The following is a 15256-nucleotide window of genomic DNA, read 5'->3' as shown; positions in this document are numbered from 1 at the left end:
GGTCGTCTCTCCTTCTTGAATCCCAGTGATCGGGTGGTCCGGGTTGGATCAGCGCCCCGAAGCCCCTCGCCCCCACTATAGGGTTGTTGGGCGAGATAGGGTTAGAGGCTTCATCCGTCAAAGAATTTCAGCCCCCATGGGCCCAGTCCCAATAGAGTTTTCTTGCTTTTTCCGCCACCGGACCGGGCTGCAGGTCACGCTCCTCGATCCGCGTCACCGGCACGACCTTGGAATGGTTGCCGGTCGAGAAGATCTCGTCGGCATCGAGGAAGTCGCGCACGCTCAACGCCTTCTCGGTCACCGTCACGCCGCTCTCGCGCAAAAGCCCGATCGTGCGCGTGCGCGTGATGCCATTGAGAAACGAGCCGTTCGGGGCGGGCGTGAACACTTCGCCATCGCGGGCCATGAAGATGTTGGACGTGCCCGTTTCGGCGACATTGCCCAGCATGTCGAGCACCAGTGCATTGTCGAACCCACGCTTGCGCGCTTCGAGGATCGCGCGGGCGTTGTTCGGGTAAAGGCAGCCTGCCTTGGCGTTCGTCGGCGCCGTCTCGATGGAAGGCCTGCGGAAGGGCGAGACCGTTACCGAGAACCCGCTCGGCGCGATCATCGGCGCCTCATAAAGGCAGAGGCAGAAGCGTGTGGAATCCGGGTCCGCCGGCACGCCCATATAGCCGCCATGCTCGGCCCAATACATGGGCCTTATATAGACGGCCGTCTTACCGTCGAACTTCTTCAGCCCCTCATGCGTCAGCCCGACGATCTCGTCGGCCGCCATGCTCGGCGACAGGCCTAATGCCTCGGCCGAAGCGTTCACGCGCGCCGCATGGCGGTCGAGGTCGGGCGTCACGCCTTCGAACCACCGCGCCCCATCGAACACGCTCGAGCCCAGCCAGAAAGCATGGCTGCGTGGTCCGAGAATGCCGGGATTGCCCTCGTGCCAGTCGCCATCGACAAATGTCCAGGTCGCTCCTTGCGCCGCTGCGGTCTGCGCCATCGCTGTTCTCCCGAGGTTACCCGCGCGTTGGACGACAGTTCGGCGCTACGCGTCAACCGCTGGCACAACCGTCCCTTCCCTTGTGCACCGATTGCAGGCGCTCACCGCCCCGTTGCCGATCCGCCACAGTGGCCGTTCCATCACAGGCTCACCAATCTTTGTCCTCGGCAAAGCCGCAATCGGAACTCTTCTGGTGCCATAACGTCTTTGTCGAAATCGCGTGGCAGCGTTCCTCTTATCGCCGCGCCAGTGGGGTCACATGTCGAGTTCATCCATTTTCAATGCGCCAACCTCCCGGCGCCGCTTTCTTTCAATCGGTTCAGCTCTCCTCGGTTCGGCGGCACTCGCCGGTTGCACCACGTTCAGCCGCGTTCCCGTTTACTCGGGCGTGCCCTCTCTTGAACCGGGCGGCAACGAGCCGGGCGTTTATGAGCAGGACTCGAACTATGCGCTGATGTATGGCCCCGTGGTCGACAACGGCTTCACCGTTCCCGCCGTGCCGTGGCAGAAGATCGACCCGCAATTCCTGCGCCAGCAGGTGCCCGATCCGTTCGGCGAACTGCCGGGCACGATCATCGTCGACACCCGCAACCACTTCCTCTACCTCACCCAGCAGGGCGGCCGGGCCATGCGCTACGGCGTGGGCCTGGGCCGTCAGGGCTTCGAGTGGTCGGGCGACGGCGTGATCCAGTGGAAGCAGGTCTGGCCGAAATGGACGCCCCCGCGCGAAATGATCGCGCGCCAGCCCGAACTCGCCAAATACGACCAGGACCTCGGCGGCATGCCCGGCGGCCTGATGAACCCCCTCGGCGCCCGTGCCCTCTACATCTTCCAGAACGGCCAGGACACGCTCTACCGCCTCCACGGCAACCCCGAATGGACCTCCATCGGCCGCAACGTCTCCTCAGGCTGCGTGCGCCTGATGAACCAGGACATCATCGACCTCTACGACCGCGTCCCGAACGGCTCGAAGCTGAAGGTGATCTGAGGGTTCGGGCGTACTATTCGTCGAGGGGTCGAGGGGCGGCAAAGTCACCCCCACCCCATACCCCTCCCCATAAGAAAGGGGACGCCAGCGCCGAGTTCAACTCCAAAACTCGGCACCTGGCACGAAGAAAAAAGCGCAACGCTGACGCCCTCCCTCCCCCTTGTGGGGAGGGGTATGGGGTGGGGGTGACCTGTCCGCCTCGCGAACCTCCGCGATGAGCCCCCATCAAAACCCCTTCTTCAAACTTCCCAAGATTCCCCGCACCAGCGCCCGCCCCACCTGCGAGCCTACCGACCGCACCACCGACTTGATCGCGGCCTCCGCCACCGTCTGCCGGTTCGAAGCCCGCTGCGCCGGGGCTCGCCGCGTCTGAGGCGCGGAGCCAGACTCCCCACCTCCGAAATCCGGCAGCGTCCACCGCCCGCGCGTTCCCGCCTGCGCCGGCGCCTCCGCTTCGGATGCCCGCGCCTCCTTTGCCATCGCGTCGGTCGCCCGCTTCTGCAGCACCTCGTAGGCCGACTCGCGATCCACCGTCCGGTCATACTGTCCCGACACCGGGCTCATCGTCATCGACACCGCGCGCTCGGCATCCGTGATCGGTCCCATGCGCGACAGCGGCGGGCGGATGAGCGTCCGCTGCACCATGCTCGGCACGGCCTTCGCTTCCAGCGTCGAAACCAGCGCCTCGCCCACGCCGAGATTGGTGATCACCGTCGCGCAGTCGAAATCGGGATTGGGCCTGAACGTTTCGGCCGCCGTGCGCACCGCCTTCTGCTCGCGCGGCGTATAGGCGCGCAGCGCGTGCTGCACCCGGTTGCCCAGCTGCGCGAGAACGCTTTCGGGAATGTCGAGCGGGTTCTGCGTCACGAAATAGATGCCGACGCCCTTGGAGCGGATCAGCCGCACCACCTGCTCCACGCGCTCCACCAGCACCTTCGGCGCATCGTCGAACAACAGATGCGCCTCGTCGAAGAAGAAGGCAAGCCGGGGCTTTTCCGGGTCGCCCACCTCGGGCAGTTCCTCGAACAGTTCCGACATCAGCCAGAGCAGGAACGTCGCATAGAGACGCGGGTTCATCATGAGCTTGTCGGCGGCCAGCACGTTGATCATGCCCCGCCCATCCGGCGTGGTGCGCATGATGTCCGGAATGCGCAGCGCCGGCTCGCCGAAGAAGTGATTGCCGCCCTGCGTTTCGAGCACCAGAAGCGCGCGCTGGATCACGCCGATCGAGGCCTTCGACACCAGCCCGTAGCGCGCCGCGATCTCCTTGTCGCGCGTCGCCATATTGGCAAGCAGGGCCTGCAGATCCTTGAGATCGAGCAGCAACAGCCCTTCCTCGTCGGCGAGCTTGAAGGCGATGTTGAGCACACCTTCCTGCGCGTCCGTCATGTCGAGCAGCCGCGCCAGCAGCAGCGGCCCCATCTCCGAAACCGTGGCCCGGATCGGATGCCCCTTTTCGCCGAACAGATCCCAGAAGATCGTTGGAAACTGCCTGGGCTCGTAGGGCGAGAATTGCACGTCCTCGGCGCGCTTGCGCATCGCGTCGTTGGGCTGGCCCATCGCGCCGATGCCGGAAAGGTCGCCCTTCACATCGGCGCAGAATACCGGCACGCCAGCCAAGGAGAAGCCTTCGGCCATCACCTGCAGCGTCACCGTCTTGCCGGTGCCCGTGGCGCCCGTCACAAGCCCATGCCGGTTGCCGTATTTCAGGAGAAGCTGTTCGGGCCGGTTGTAGCTGTCATCCGGCTTGCGGCTCGCGCCGATGAAGATGCTGTCGCCGTCCGCCATGCTGGCTCCCTCTCACCGAGGCGCCCAGCCTCCCATGGCGATGTTTATAGATGCGATGGGGGAAACCTCAACGCCGCTCACGCGCCGAGCCCGACGATCTCCCATTCGACGCCGTTGACCGTCGCGACGTCGCCCACGCCTTTGCCGAACAGCGCGCGGGCCATCGGCGAGACATGGCTGATCGACCCATGCGCCGCATCCGCCTCGTCCTCGCCCACGATCCGCCAGCGCGCTTCGCGCCCGTCCTCGCTTTCGAGCGAAACCACCATGCCGAAGCGCACCACATCCGAGCCGGGCTCGGGCACCGACAATTCCGCCGTTTCCCGACGCGCCGTCCAATAGCGCAGGTCGCGCGACAGCAGCGCCACCTTCTCGCGGTCCGGCCCTTTCGCCAGTTCCTCGCGCAAGGATGCGATCTCGCGGTCCATCGCGGCAATGCCTTGAGGCGTCACGAGATTGCGGTGCGTGCTGACCGGCCGCTCGCCGATCCCGCCCAGCACATCGCCGCTTTCATCTTCCTTGGTGAATGCTCTGCTCATCTTCCTGATCTAGTGTCGGAAAGACGAAAAACAAAAGGAGCAGCGGCATGTCGGGATCGGAGCCGGGATCGGAGCACAAGGCGAACCGTCGCAAGCTCTTCCGCACGGCCCTCGCTCTGCCTGTTCTCGGCGCAGCCCTCACGGGCCAAGCCGCGGCCCAGACCGCGCCTCTGGTGCCCGTCCTCATGGCCTCGGACTTCGGCGTGCTTCCGGGCACCGTCGAGAGCCGCGCGTTATCACGCCTCCTCGCCGAATCCGCCCAGCGCAACCTGCCGATCTTCTTCGCCCCCGGCGACTACGACTTCCGCGAATTTACCAGTCCCGGCCCCTTGCGCCTCGTCGGCGTCCCCGGCGCCACGCGCTTCATCCTGTCGCGCAACACGCTCGTCGCCCAGGACATCGACCGCGTCTCGCTCTCAGGAATCAGTTTCGACGGCGCGAACCGCAAGCTGCCCGAGCCCAACGCCGGCCTTCTCGAACTTCGCCGCATCGGCTCTGTCCAGATCGATAACTGCACAATCCAGAACACCGGCGGCCACGCGCTCGTGCTCGAAGCCTGCGCTGGCCGCGTCGAACGCTGCACGATCGAACGTGCAACCCAAGCCGCCATCTTCGCCGTCGATTCCACCGGCCTGTCGATCACCAACAACACCGTCCACGCCTGCGGCAATGGCGGCATCCTCGTGCATCGCTGGGAACAGGGCGCGGACGGCACGATCGTTGCCAACAACCGCGTCACCGCCATCCGCGCGGATGCTGGCGGCACCGGCCAGAACGGCAACGGCGTCAACGTCTTCCGCGCCGGCAACGTGATCGTTTCCAACAACCACGTCGCCGATTGCGCCTTTTCCGCCATCCGCGCCAACAGCGCCGACAACATCCAGATCAGCAACAATCTCTGCCTCCGCTCCGGCGAAACCGCGATCTATTCGGAATTCACGTTTCAAGGCGCGACGATCACCGGCAACACGGTCGATGGCGCCGCCGTCGGCATCTCGGTGGCCAACTTCAACGAGGGCGGAAGGCTCGCGATCTGCGCCAACAACCTTGTCCGCAACCTCTCGGCATCAGGCCCCTACCCCGCCGACGCCGCTGGCTTCGGCCTCGGCATCAGTGTGGAAGCCGACACCAGCGTGTCCGGCAACATCATCGAAGGTGCCCCCGCCACCGGCATCCATCTCGGCTGGGGGCCCTATCTGCGCGATGTATCCGCCACCGGCAACATCATCCGCGACTGCGGTTGGGGCATCGGTGTCTCGGTCGTGGACGGCGCGGGCGCCGCGCTCATTGCCAACAATCTGATCTCGGGCGCAAAACAGGGCGGCATCGTCGGCCACCGCTGGGCCGATCACGTCACCGGCGATCTCGTCTCAGGCGAAGGCGCGCCCGCCCATCTCACCATCACCGGCAATCGGCTCAGCTAAGCGCCGCCGCTGGCCGAACCGAACCCACCGTCTCGCCGTTCCAGTTCCGCACCGCCGGCCGTGCCATCTCGGCCAGCCTGGCCCCCAGCGCGTCGTCCTTCCCGAACAGCCTGGCCGCAACCTCCGCCACGACCACTTCCGACGCACGCGCCTGACCATCGTCGCACTTGATCGCGATGCCCAAACCCAGTTCAGGAATTGCCGCGCAGAACACGCCTTCCGCGCCCGTCTTGGTGAACAGCCGCCCCGCGCCCGCTTCCATCATCAGCGTGTCCGCCCGCTTCGTGCCGGCCACATAGAAGGGTTCGGCCATGCAGGCCGTCATCAGCCGCTTCGCCGCCACCGCGCGCTCAGGCTCAAGCCCCTGCCCCGAAGCCATCCGCACGAAACCCAGCGCATAATTTCGCAGCGGCACCGCATAGGTCGGGATGGCGCAACCATCCGTCGCTCGGTTCGCTTCACTGTGCTCGGCCCCCGTCACGGCTTCCAGCGCTGCGCGTATTTCTTCCTGGATCCAGTGCCCCGGCTTCACATAGCCCGCCGTTTCATGCGCGGTATGGCAGCACGTGCAGAGAAAGCCCGAATGCTTGCCCGAGCAGTTGTTGTGCAACGCGTTCGGCGTCCGGCCCTCGCGCGCCAGTTCCCGCGTGGCCTCGGAGCGCGTCGGCCAATGCGTTCCGCACTCCAGCGCAGTTTCGTCGAGCCCCGCGCGCTCCAGCATCGAGGCCGCGAGCCGTACGTGCTCCGCCTCGCCCGCATGCGAGGCGCAGGCCAGAGCCAGTTCCTTTTGTCCGAAGCCGAATGCGTCCGCCGCGCCCGTTTCGACTAGCGGCAGCGCCTGTATCACCTTCACCGCCGAACGGGGGAAAACCGCTTGCGCCCCATCGCCCAGCGCCAGCACCGTGCCGCCATCGGCATCGACCACCACGACCGCGCCGCGATGGCGGCTTTCCACACGATCGCCACGCAACACTTCGACCAGAACCGGATCGCTCGTTTCAGCCATTTCCCTGCCTTGAACCCGCCACGCTCGCTTCGCTTCAATGTGAAACCGCTTCGCATTGCGCGCCGCGATTCCGAGGGCCACATAAGGTGCAGACTCCCCCACGTAAAAGGCCTTTCATGATGTGGCTGGCGACACGCCTCCTGCTTTTCATTCTTGTCGTGTTCATCCTGCCCGCGCTCGCCACCCTCGGCTGGTGGCTGATGCAGGATCGCCCGAACTCATGGCGCTCCGCCGACTGGTCGGCCAGCGGCGTGCTGCCCGTCGCCCATTCGTCAAAGGATGCCGCCGTTTATGTGATGGCCGCGCGGACCGGCGGGCTGAAAGGCGCATTTTCCGTCCATAGCTGGATCGTCACCAAGGAAGCCGGCGACAAGCCTTACGTCCGCTACGACAAGGTCGGCTGGGGCAGTCCCGTCCGGCGCAACAATTACGCGCCCGATGCCCGTTGGTATTCCAACGAGCCCGTCATCGTCCGCGCCGTCACGGGTGCCGAGGCTCAGGCGCTCATCCCCAAGGTCGAAGCGGCAATCAACAGCTATCCCTATTCGAAAAGCGGCGACTACCACATCTGGCCCGGCCCCAACTCCAACAGCTTCGTCGCCCATGTGGTGAAGACCGTGCCCGAACTCGGGGCGCGCATGCCGCCCAATGCGGTCGGCCGCGACTGGGAGGCCGGCTGGTTCGCCGCCGACTGGTATCCCCAAAGCTGGGACCTGCACGTCACGCTGAACGGCCTCGCCGGCTTTTCGCTCGGCTGGGGAAGCGGCGTCGAGCTGCACTTCATGGGCCTCGTCGCCGGCCTCGACTTCGCCCGCCCGGCCATCCTCATCCCTGCCTTCGGCCGCGTCGAACTGTGGAACAGCCGCGAACTGGCCGAAGCGTGAGGGTCAGTCTTCCGAACGCCCGACACCTTCCCGGTCGCGCTCATAATGATGCGCGACGGGAAATGGCGGCAGCCATCCCTCCCGCCGCACGGTCCAAAGCTCGTATGTCGGCTTGAACTGGTCGACCGCGTCGAATGCCCCGATGCTCACCTCGACCTCATCCTCGCTGCGCCCGAACACCGATGATCCGCAGCGCAAACAGAAGTTCCGGCCTTTGTAATCCCCCGTCTCGCCCGTGATCGTCACGGCACGTTCCGGATAGATCGCCGACCCGTGGAAGAGCGAGCCGGTATGCTTGCGGCAATCGAGACAATGGCAGAGCCCGACCCGATAGGGCTCTCCCTCGGCCACCAGCCGAACCGCGCCGCACAGGCACCCAGCCTCGATCCGTTTCACCGCGCGCCTCCTCCCATCGCAATAACCGTCCACAGCCTGCCTTATCGCCGGAACGCCCGCCATTGATTTTAATTGACTGATCAGTCAATAAACTTCGGCAGAGGTCTCCTGATGCCCCGTCCCTTCGCCGAACCCTTGCGCCGCCGCGCGCTGATCGATGCCGCCATCGCGGCCATCGGCGAGCGCGGCTCGCTCGATGTCACCATGTCCGAGATCGCCGGCCGTGCCGGGGTCTCGTCCGCGCTCGCGCATCATTATTTCGGCGCCAAGGAAGAACTGCTGCTCGCCACCATGCGGCATCTCCTGACTGAACTCGGCACCGATGTCCGCGCAGCCCTTTCGGAAGCGGAAACGCCCCGCGCCCGCATCTCGGCCGTGGTCGCGGTCAACTTCTCGGTCACCCAGTTCCGCCCCGAGATCGTCGCCGCCTGGCTGGCCTTCTATGTCGAGGCCCAGAAGTCGGCGCGCCTGCGCCGCCTGCTGCGCGTCTATGCCCGCCGGCTCCATTCCAATCTCTTGAGCGGCTTTGTCGCCCTCCTCCCCCGCCCGCAGGCCGAGAAGGGTGCGGAAGCCATCGCAGCGCTCATCGACGGCCTCTACATCCGCCGCGCGCTGAAAGACGGTCTGCCCAATTCCGCAAGTGCGGTGGCGCTCGTCGAACAGGTCGTGGAAGCCACCCTCGCCCACTCAAAGCCATCCGCATGAGCCGTCAGCCCAACATCCTCATCATCATGGTGGACCAGTTCAACGGAACCCTGTTCCCGGACGGACCGGCCCCCTTCCTGCACGCGCCTCATCTGAAGGCGCTTGCCGAACGTTCCGCGCGCTTCGCCAACTGCTACACCGCCTCGCCGCTTTGCGCGCCGGCCCGCGCTTCCTTCATGAGCGGCCAGCTGCCATCGCGCACGGAGGTCTATGACAACGCCGCCGAGTTCGCCTCCTCGATCCCGACCTTCGCCCATCACCTGCGCGCGGCAGGCTATCGTACCTGCCTGTCGGGCAAGATGCATTTCGTCGGTCCCGACCAGCTCCACGGCTTCGAGGAACGCCTGACGACCGACATCTATCCGGCCGATTTCGGCTGGACGCCCGACTACCGCAAGCCGGGCGAGCGCATCGACTGGTGGTATCACAATCTCGGCTCGGTCTCGGGCGCGGGCACCGCCGAGATCACCAACCAGCTCGAATATGACGACGAGGTCGCCTTTCTCGCCTCCCAGAAGCTCTACGAATGGTCGCGCAGCTCGGACGACGCGACCGCCAAGCCCTGGTGCCTCACCGTTTCCTTCACCCACCCGCACGACCCTTATGTCGCGAGGAAGCAGCACTGGGATCTCTACGAGGACTGCCCCGCGCTCGAACCCGAAATCGGCTTCATGCCCTATGAAGCGCAGGACCCGCACTCCCAGCGCCTCTATACGGCGAGCGATTATCCGAGCTTCGATATCACCCCCGAGCAGGTCGCCCGCGCGCGGCGCGGCTACTTCGCCTCGATCTCCTATATCGACGACCGGGTGGGCGAACTCCTCGCTGTCCTCGACCGCACGGAGATGGCGGACGACACGCTCGTCCTCTTCTGCTCCGACCACGGCGACATGCTCGGCGAGCGCGGCCTGTGGTTCAAGATGTGTTTCTTCGAAGGCTCCGCCCGCGTGCCTCTGCTGATCAACGGCCGCGATATCCCCGCCGGTCTCGTCTCGGCACCTGTGTCCAACCTCGACATCTGCCCCACACTCTGCGACATCGCTGGCATCGACATGTCCGCCGTGATGCCCTGGACCGACGGCCATTCGCTTCTCCCCCTCATCCGGGGCGAAAGCCAAGGCCAGCCGGTGCTGATGGAATATGCCGCCGAGGGCTCCGAAGCCCCGCTCGTCGCCATTCGCGACAGCCGGTGGAAGTTCGTCCATTGCGAGATCGACCCGCCCCAGCTCTTCGATCTCGAGAACGACCCGCACGAACTCGACAATTTGGCCGAAGACGAAGACCACGCCGATCTGGTCGCCGAATTCACCGCCCGCGTCCGCGCGCGCTGGGACATGGCCGCCTTCGACCGCGACGTTCGTGAAAGCCAGGCCCGCCGCTGGGTCGTCTATCCCGCACTCCGCAACGGGTCCTATTACCCGTGGGATTTCCAGCCTCTACGCCAGGCCTCCGAGCGCTTCATGCGCAACCACATGAACCTCGACATCCTCGAAGACAGCAAACGCTTTCCGCGAGGCCGCTGATGACGCTGGTTCCCGATCTCGCCCACCTCCAGCGCGCCTACACTGAGACGCGGCGAGTGACGCAGCTCACGCCGCTTCTGCGCTCGCCCGCACTCGCCGCCGAGACCGGTGCCGCGGCCGTCTTCGTGAAGCCCGAGTCCCTCCAGTGGACAGGCTCCTTCAAGATTCGCGGCGCTTATTGGCGTCTCTGCTGCCTCTCGCCCGAAGAAGCCAAACGCGGTGTCGTCGCCTACTCATCCGGCAACTTCGCCCAAGGCCTCGCCGCCGCCGGCCAACGCCTCGGCATTCCCGTCACGATCGTCATGCCGATCGACGCGCCCGAGGCGAAGCGCGCGGCAACGCAAGGCTATGGCGCAAAAGTCATCTCCACCGATCACGGCACGAGAGCCCGCGAAGAAGTCGCCGCCGAACGGGCCTGCGCGATTGCCGAAGACGAGGGCCTCGTCCTCCTCCACCCCTTCGACGATCCTGAGATCGTTGCGGGCCAGGCTGGTGTCGGCCTCGAAGCGCTCGACCAGCTCGAAGCGCTCGGTGCCAAACCCGACCTCCTCTTCTGCTCGGTGGGCGGTGGCGGCCTGATCGGCGGCGTCTCACTCGCCTTCCACTATCGCTCGCCGCAAACCCAACTCATCGCCGTCGAGCCCGAGCGCTTCGACGGCATGGGCCAATCCCTGCGCGCCGGTGAGCGGGTCACCGTGCCCTTGGAGGAAAAGTCCATCTGCGACGGCCTGATGGCTCGCCGTCCGGGCGAAGCTCCATTCGCCGCCGTCACGCAAACGAATCTTTCCGGGCTTACCGTGTCCGACGCGCAGGTGCGCTCCGCCATGCGCTTCGCCGCCGACAGGCTGAAGCTCGTTCTTGAACCGTCCGGTGCGGCGACGACCGCAGCACTCCTTTCCGGCAAGCTCGATGTTGCGGGCAAGACCGTCGTCCTGATCGCCACCGGCGGCAACATCGCACTGTCTGATTTCATGGGATTCATCGCCGATGCTTGAAGCGGATTTCGTGATCGTCGGCTCCGGCTCCGCCGGCTCGGCCCTTGCCTATCGCCTGAGCGAGGACGGCAAGCATTCCGTGATCGTGCTCGAATTCGGCGGCACCGATATCGGCCCGCTGATCCAGATGCCGTCCGCCCTGTCCTATCCGATGAACATGGCGACCTATGACTGGGGCTTCAGTTCCGAGCCCGAGCCACACCTCAACAATCGCCGCCTCGCCACCCCGCGCGGCAAGGTGCTCGGCGGCTCGTCCTCGATCAACGGCATGGTCTATGTGCGCGGCCACGCCCGCGACTACGATCATTGGGCGGAAGTCGGCGCGACCGGCTGGGCCTATGCGGACGTGCTTCCCTATTTCAAGCGCATGGAAACTGCGCATGGCGGCGAGGCTGGCTGGCGCGGCACGGATGGCCCGATGCACATCCAGCGCGGCTCCCGCACCAACCCGCTCTACAACGCCTTCATCGAAGCGGGCCGCCAGGCGGGCTTCGAGACCACCGACGACTATAACGGGTCCAAGGGCGAGGGCTTCGGCCCGATGGAGCAGACCATCCATCAGGGCCGCCGCTGGTCCACCGCGAACGCTTACCTGCGCCCCGCCATGCGACGCGGAAACGTCCGTGTCGTCAGGGGCTTGGCCCGCCGCGTTCTCTTCGAGAATCAACGTGCTGTCGGCGTCGAGTTCGAAGCTCAGAAACGGATTCAAGCGGTTCACGCGAAACGCGAAGTGATCCTTGCCGCCTCTTCGATCAACTCGCCCAAGCTCCTGATGCTGTCGGGCATCGGCCCCGCCGACCACCTGCGCGAACACGGCATCGCGGTTCTCGCCGACCGCCCCGGCGTCGGTGCCAACCTGCAGGACCATATGGAGCTCTATATCCAGCAGGAAGCCAGGGACACCGCCACCCTCCACGATGTGCTCGACCCCATCTCGAAGGCTCGCATCGGCGCAGAATGGCTGCTCTTCAAGACGGGCCTCGGCGCCACCAACCACTTCGAAGCCGCCGCCTTCGTGCGCTCGGCACCCGGCGTCGATTATCCTGACATTCAGTACCACTTCCTCCCCGCCGCCATCTCCTATGACGGCAAGGCCACGGCGGGCGTCGCCGGCTTCCAGGCCCATGTCGGCCCGATGCGCTCCAAGTCGCGCGGCAGCGTCACGCTTCGCTCGCCCGACCCGCGCGAAAAGCCCGTCATCCGCTTCAACTACATGTCCCATCCCGACGACTGGCGCGAGTTCCGCCACGCCATCCGCCTCACCCGCGAGATCTTCAGCCAGTCCGCCTTCGACCCGTTTCGCGGCAAGGAGATCTCGCCCGGTTCCCACGTGCAGACCGATGACGAACTCGACGATTTTATCCGCAACCACGCCGAAAGCGCCTACCACCCCTGCGGCACCTGCCGCATGGGCGCGGCATCCGATCCGCCTGCCGTGGTCGATCCCGAATGCCGCGTGATCGGCGTCGAGGGCCTGCGCGTCGCCGACTCATCGATCTTCCCGCGCGTGACATACGGCAACCTCAACGGTCCCTCGATCATGACCGGCGAAAAAGCCTCCGACCACATCCTCGGCCGCCAGCCCTTGCCGCGTTCCAACCAGGAACCCTGGATCAACCCGCGCTGGCAGGAATCGGACCGCTAGGCGGTCTTGCGGACGCCTCCCATACGATGCAGAGGACGCCCGCATTTAACTTTTGAGAGAATTCCATGAACCGCAACGGCCTCTACCTCCTCATCGGCGCCCTTCTGGTCGTCGTCATCGGCTTGGGCGTCTATGTCTACCGCGAAGAGTCGAAACCCGATGGCGTGCAGATCAATGTCGGCGAACAGGGAATTTCGGTGGAGGAGAATTGAGGCTTTGGACGGCTGACGCGGCTTTGCTGAGGATCATGGATCAGCCTCAGTAAGACTGAAACGTCACCCCCACCACTTACCCCTCCCCACAAGGAGGAGGCGAGGACGTGAGCGCCAAGCCGAAATTTTGAAGCCGGTGGCCTAGCTTGAAGGTAAGTCACAGCGATGACGCCCTCCCTCCCCCTTGTGGGGGTGAGAAACGACGGACCTCGGGCCGGCGAAAAGCCATAGAGATGGCTTTTCGAGTTTCGAACGCCTTGAGCCATGCGAAAGGCAGATACAGGGTGGGGGTAACGTCTCCACCCGCACCACCCCAACAACACTCACTACCCCCCGGAGCCGCCACATGAACGCCCAGCCCAAAGCGTCCCATTACATCAACGGCCGCTTCGTCGAAGACACCGCCGGCACGCCTATCCCGGTCATCAACCCGGCCACGGCTGAAACCATCGCCACCGTCCGCGCTGCCACCCCCGCGATCGTCGAGCAGGCCATCGCATCTGCCCGCGAAGCGCAGAAAGGCTGGGCGCGCCTCAAGCCCGTCGAGCGCGGCCGCATCCTCCAGCGCACCGCCGCCCTCCTGCGCGAGCGCAACGACACGCTCGCCCGTCTGGAAACGCTGGACACCGGCAAGGCCATTCAGGAAACCCTTGTCGCCGACGCGCCGTCCGCCGCCGATGCGCTCGAATTCCTCGGCGGCGCGGTGGCCACCTTCAACGGCGATTTCATCGATCTCGGCGGACCCTTCGCCTACACCAAGCGCGAGGCGCTCGGCGTCTGCGTCGGCATCGGTGCGTGGAACTATCCGATCCAGATCGCCGGCTGGAAGTCGGGCCCGGCCCTCGCCATGGGCAATGCGATGATCTTCAAGCCCTCCGAGAACACGCCGCTCTCGGCTCTGGCGCTTGCCGAGATCTATTCCGAAGCCGGCCTGCCCGACGGCCTCTTCAACGTCGTCCAGGGCCTGGGCGATGTCGGCGCGTCGCTCGTCTCCCACCCCCACGTCGCCAAGGTCTCGCTCACCGGCTCGGTGCCGACGGGCCGCAAGGTCATGGGCCTCGCCGGCTCGCACATGAAGCACGCGACCATGGAACTTGGCGGCAAGTCGCCCTTGATCGTCTTCGACGACGCCGATCTCGAAAACGCCATCGGCGGCGCGATGCTCGGCAATTTCTATTCCACCGGCCAGGTCTGCTCGAACGGCACCCGCGTCTTCGTCCAGCGCGGCCTGCATGACCGCTTCGTGGAACGTCTGGTCGAGCGCACCAAGACCATCCGCATCGGCGACCCGCTCGATCCCGAAACCCAGATGGGCCCCCTCGTCTCCGAAGCGCAGCACCGCAAGGTCCTCGACTACATTGAAACGGGACGATCGGAAGGCGCCACGCTCGCCTGCGGCGGCAATGTGCCCAACCTTCAAGGCTTCGAGCGCGGTTTCTTCATCGAGCCCACCGTCTTCACCGGCGTGTCCGATTCCATGCGAATCGCCCGCGAGGAAATCTTCGGCCCGGTGATGTCGGTCCTGTCCTTCGAAGAGGAAGACGAAGTCGTCTCACGCGCCAACGACACCGAGTTCGGCCTCGCCGCCGGCGTCTTCTCGCGCGACATCGCCCGCGCACACCGCGTGGTGGGCAACCTCGAGGCCGGCACCTGCTGGATCAACGCCTACAATCTCACGCCCGTGGAGGTGCCCTTCGGCGGCGCCAAGCAATCCGGCATCGGCCGCGAGAACGCTCTGGCGGCGCTCGGCCACTACAGCCAGCTCAAATCCGTCTATGTGGAAACCGGCGACGTTCAGAGCCCATATTGACCACATTGATGCCGATGCCCGCTTGCGGGCTTCCCATGCCTTGGCTATAAGCCCGGCCACTGGTCACGGAGTGTAGCGCAGCCTGGTAGCGCACGTCGTTCGGGACGACGGGGTCGCAGGTTCAAATCCTGCCACTCCGACCAGTTTAAGAGGGCTCCCGACCCGCCCGATTGCTCCCGGTTGATTTAAGCCCACCTCGAAGCATCAGCTTCGATTCCGATCCCGCGATCGGCGGATAGGCATCATCCGGAAGAGTGAATCAGCTCCGCGCCAGCACACCATTCTTGCGAGCCGGCTTCATCCGTTGGGCGACTTGTTCCATCACTCCCGCCTCCATCACACTC

General features: G+C 65.3%; 14 protein-coding genes and 1 tRNA gene. 10 read left to right on the top strand and 5 right to left on the bottom strand.

The features are described from left to right. Nucleotides 1–127: 127 nt before the first annotated feature. Entirely contained in the window at nucleotides 128–997 is an 870-nt protein-coding gene (locus NGM99_RS02235; protein ID WP_252815499.1) for a branched-chain amino acid aminotransferase, read from the bottom strand. A 259-nt stretch (nucleotides 998–1256) separates the two neighbouring features. Here NGM99_RS02235 and NGM99_RS02230 point away from each other — a divergent pair, with 259 nt between their 5' ends. After that, entirely contained in the window at nucleotides 1257–1985 is a 729-nt protein-coding gene (locus NGM99_RS02230) for a L,D-transpeptidase (protein ID WP_252815497.1), read from the top strand. Nucleotides 1986–2210: 225 nt separating this feature from the next. Here the strand turns inward: NGM99_RS02230 and NGM99_RS02225 are convergent, their stop codons facing one another. Together NGM99_RS02225 and NGM99_RS02220 are read right to left on the bottom strand one after the other, a co-directional pair. Then, complete coding sequence (locus NGM99_RS02225; protein WP_252815495.1) at nucleotides 2211–3773, bottom strand: helicase HerA-like C-terminal domain-containing protein; 1563 nt, start codon at nucleotides 3771–3773, stop codon at nucleotides 2211–2213. A gap of 77 nt (nucleotides 3774–3850) precedes the next feature. Continuing rightward, nucleotides 3851–4312, bottom strand: a complete 462-nt coding sequence (locus tag NGM99_RS02220; RefSeq protein ID WP_252815493.1) for a GreA/GreB family elongation factor — start codon at nucleotides 4310–4312, stop codon at nucleotides 3851–3853. Between the two features lie 47 nt (nucleotides 4313–4359). Here NGM99_RS02220 and NGM99_RS02215 point away from each other — a divergent pair, with 47 nt between their 5' ends. Next, on the top strand, nucleotides 4360–5736 hold the full coding sequence (locus tag NGM99_RS02215; RefSeq protein WP_252815492.1) for a TIGR03808 family TAT-translocated repetitive protein: 1377 nt from the start codon (nucleotides 4360–4362) through the stop codon (nucleotides 5734–5736). Here NGM99_RS02215 and NGM99_RS02210 read toward each other — a convergent pair. Further along, a complete protein-coding gene (locus tag NGM99_RS02210) occupies nucleotides 5729–6742 on the bottom strand; it encodes an asparaginase (protein WP_252815490.1) in 1014 nt (337 codons plus the stop codon). The two genes, NGM99_RS02215 and NGM99_RS02210, sit on opposite strands and share 8 nt — an antisense overlap. A gap of 119 nt (nucleotides 6743–6861) precedes the next feature. Between NGM99_RS02210 and NGM99_RS02205 the strand changes: the two genes are divergently transcribed. Continuing rightward, nucleotides 6862–7626: a DUF3750 domain-containing protein gene (locus NGM99_RS02205; protein WP_252815488.1), complete on the top strand. Its 765-nt coding sequence runs from the start codon at nucleotides 6862–6864 to the stop codon at nucleotides 7624–7626. Nucleotides 7627–7629: 3 nt separating this feature from the next. Here the strand turns inward: NGM99_RS02205 and NGM99_RS02200 are convergent, their stop codons facing one another. Then, on the bottom strand, nucleotides 7630–8022 hold the full coding sequence (locus NGM99_RS02200) for a GFA family protein (protein ID WP_252815486.1): 393 nt from the start codon (nucleotides 8020–8022) through the stop codon (nucleotides 7630–7632). Between the two features lie 111 nt (nucleotides 8023–8133). Between NGM99_RS02200 and betI the strand changes: the two genes are divergently transcribed. The 7 genes from betI to NGM99_RS02165 all read left to right on the top strand — a co-directional run bounded on the left by betI (nucleotide 8134) and on the right by NGM99_RS02165 (nucleotide 15055). Then, nucleotides 8134–8727: a choline-binding transcriptional repressor BetI gene (betI, locus tag NGM99_RS02195; protein WP_252815483.1), complete on the top strand. Its 594-nt coding sequence runs from the start codon at nucleotides 8134–8136 to the stop codon at nucleotides 8725–8727. Further along, entirely contained in the window at nucleotides 8724–10250 is a 1527-nt protein-coding gene (gene betC / locus NGM99_RS02190; protein WP_252815482.1) for a choline-sulfatase, read from the top strand. The genes betI and betC overlap by 4 nt, the downstream gene beginning before the upstream one ends. Then, nucleotides 10250–11245, top strand: coding sequence for a threonine/serine dehydratase family protein (locus NGM99_RS02185; protein WP_252815480.1), 996 nt, complete (start codon nucleotides 10250–10252; stop codon nucleotides 11243–11245). Before betC ends, NGM99_RS02185 begins: the two co-directional genes overlap by 1 nt. Continuing rightward, entirely contained in the window at nucleotides 11238–12890 is a 1653-nt protein-coding gene (betA, locus tag NGM99_RS02180) for a choline dehydrogenase (protein ID WP_252815478.1), read from the top strand. The genes NGM99_RS02185 and betA overlap by 8 nt, the downstream gene beginning before the upstream one ends. Nucleotides 12891–12955: 65 nt before the next feature. Further along, entirely contained in the window at nucleotides 12956–13102 is a 147-nt protein-coding gene (locus tag NGM99_RS02175) for a hypothetical protein (protein WP_252815476.1), read from the top strand. A gap of 346 nt (nucleotides 13103–13448) precedes the next feature. Continuing rightward, nucleotides 13449–14912, top strand: a complete 1464-nt coding sequence (gene betB, locus NGM99_RS02170) for a betaine-aldehyde dehydrogenase (RefSeq protein ID WP_252815474.1) — start codon at nucleotides 13449–13451, stop codon at nucleotides 14910–14912. A 66-nt stretch (nucleotides 14913–14978) separates the two neighbouring features. Next, a tRNA-Pro gene (locus NGM99_RS02165) sits at nucleotides 14979–15055 on the top strand. The last annotated feature ends 201 nt before the right edge of the window (nucleotides 15056–15256 follow it).

Origin of the sequence: Mesorhizobium liriopis (assembly GCF_024053505.1) — a bacterium.
In the GTDB taxonomy this organism is placed as follows: Bacteria; Pseudomonadota; Alphaproteobacteria; order Rhizobiales; family Rhizobiaceae; genus Mesorhizobium_B; species Mesorhizobium_B liriopis.
The sequence above is the reverse complement of the archived record's forward strand: the minus strand, read 5'-3'. Positions and strand labels throughout refer to the sequence as shown.

Bases quoted from the DNA above. Each gene is read 5' to 3' on its own strand.
- NGM99_RS02235 (WP_252815499.1), bottom strand. From the start codon at position 997: ATGGCGCAGACCGCAGCGGCGCAAGGAGCGACCTGGACATTTGTCGAT.
- NGM99_RS02230 (WP_252815497.1), top strand. From the start codon at position 1,257: ATGTCGAGTTCATCCATTTTCAATGCGCCAACCTCCCGGCGCCGCTTT.
- NGM99_RS02225 (WP_252815495.1), bottom strand. From the start codon at position 3,773: ATGGCGGACGGCGACAGCATCTTCATCGGCGCGAGCCGCAAGCCGGAT.
- NGM99_RS02220 (WP_252815493.1), bottom strand. From the start codon at position 4,312: ATGAGCAGAGCATTCACCAAGGAAGATGAAAGCGGCGATGTGCTGGGC.
- NGM99_RS02215 (WP_252815492.1), top strand. From the start codon at position 4,360: ATGTCGGGATCGGAGCCGGGATCGGAGCACAAGGCGAACCGTCGCAAG.
- NGM99_RS02210 (WP_252815490.1), bottom strand. From the start codon at position 6,742: ATGGCTGAAACGAGCGATCCGGTTCTGGTCGAAGTGTTGCGTGGCGAT.
- NGM99_RS02205 (WP_252815488.1), top strand. From the start codon at position 6,862: ATGTGGCTGGCGACACGCCTCCTGCTTTTCATTCTTGTCGTGTTCATC.
- betI (WP_252815483.1), top strand. From the start codon at position 8,134: ATGCCCCGTCCCTTCGCCGAACCCTTGCGCCGCCGCGCGCTGATCGAT.
- betC (WP_252815482.1), top strand. From the start codon at position 8,724: ATGAGCCGTCAGCCCAACATCCTCATCATCATGGTGGACCAGTTCAAC.
- NGM99_RS02185 (WP_252815480.1), top strand. From the start codon at position 10,250: ATGACGCTGGTTCCCGATCTCGCCCACCTCCAGCGCGCCTACACTGAG.
- betA (WP_252815478.1), top strand. From the start codon at position 11,238: ATGCTTGAAGCGGATTTCGTGATCGTCGGCTCCGGCTCCGCCGGCTCG.
- NGM99_RS02175 (WP_252815476.1), top strand. From the start codon at position 12,956: ATGAACCGCAACGGCCTCTACCTCCTCATCGGCGCCCTTCTGGTCGTC.
- betB (WP_252815474.1), top strand. From the start codon at position 13,449: ATGAACGCCCAGCCCAAAGCGTCCCATTACATCAACGGCCGCTTCGTC.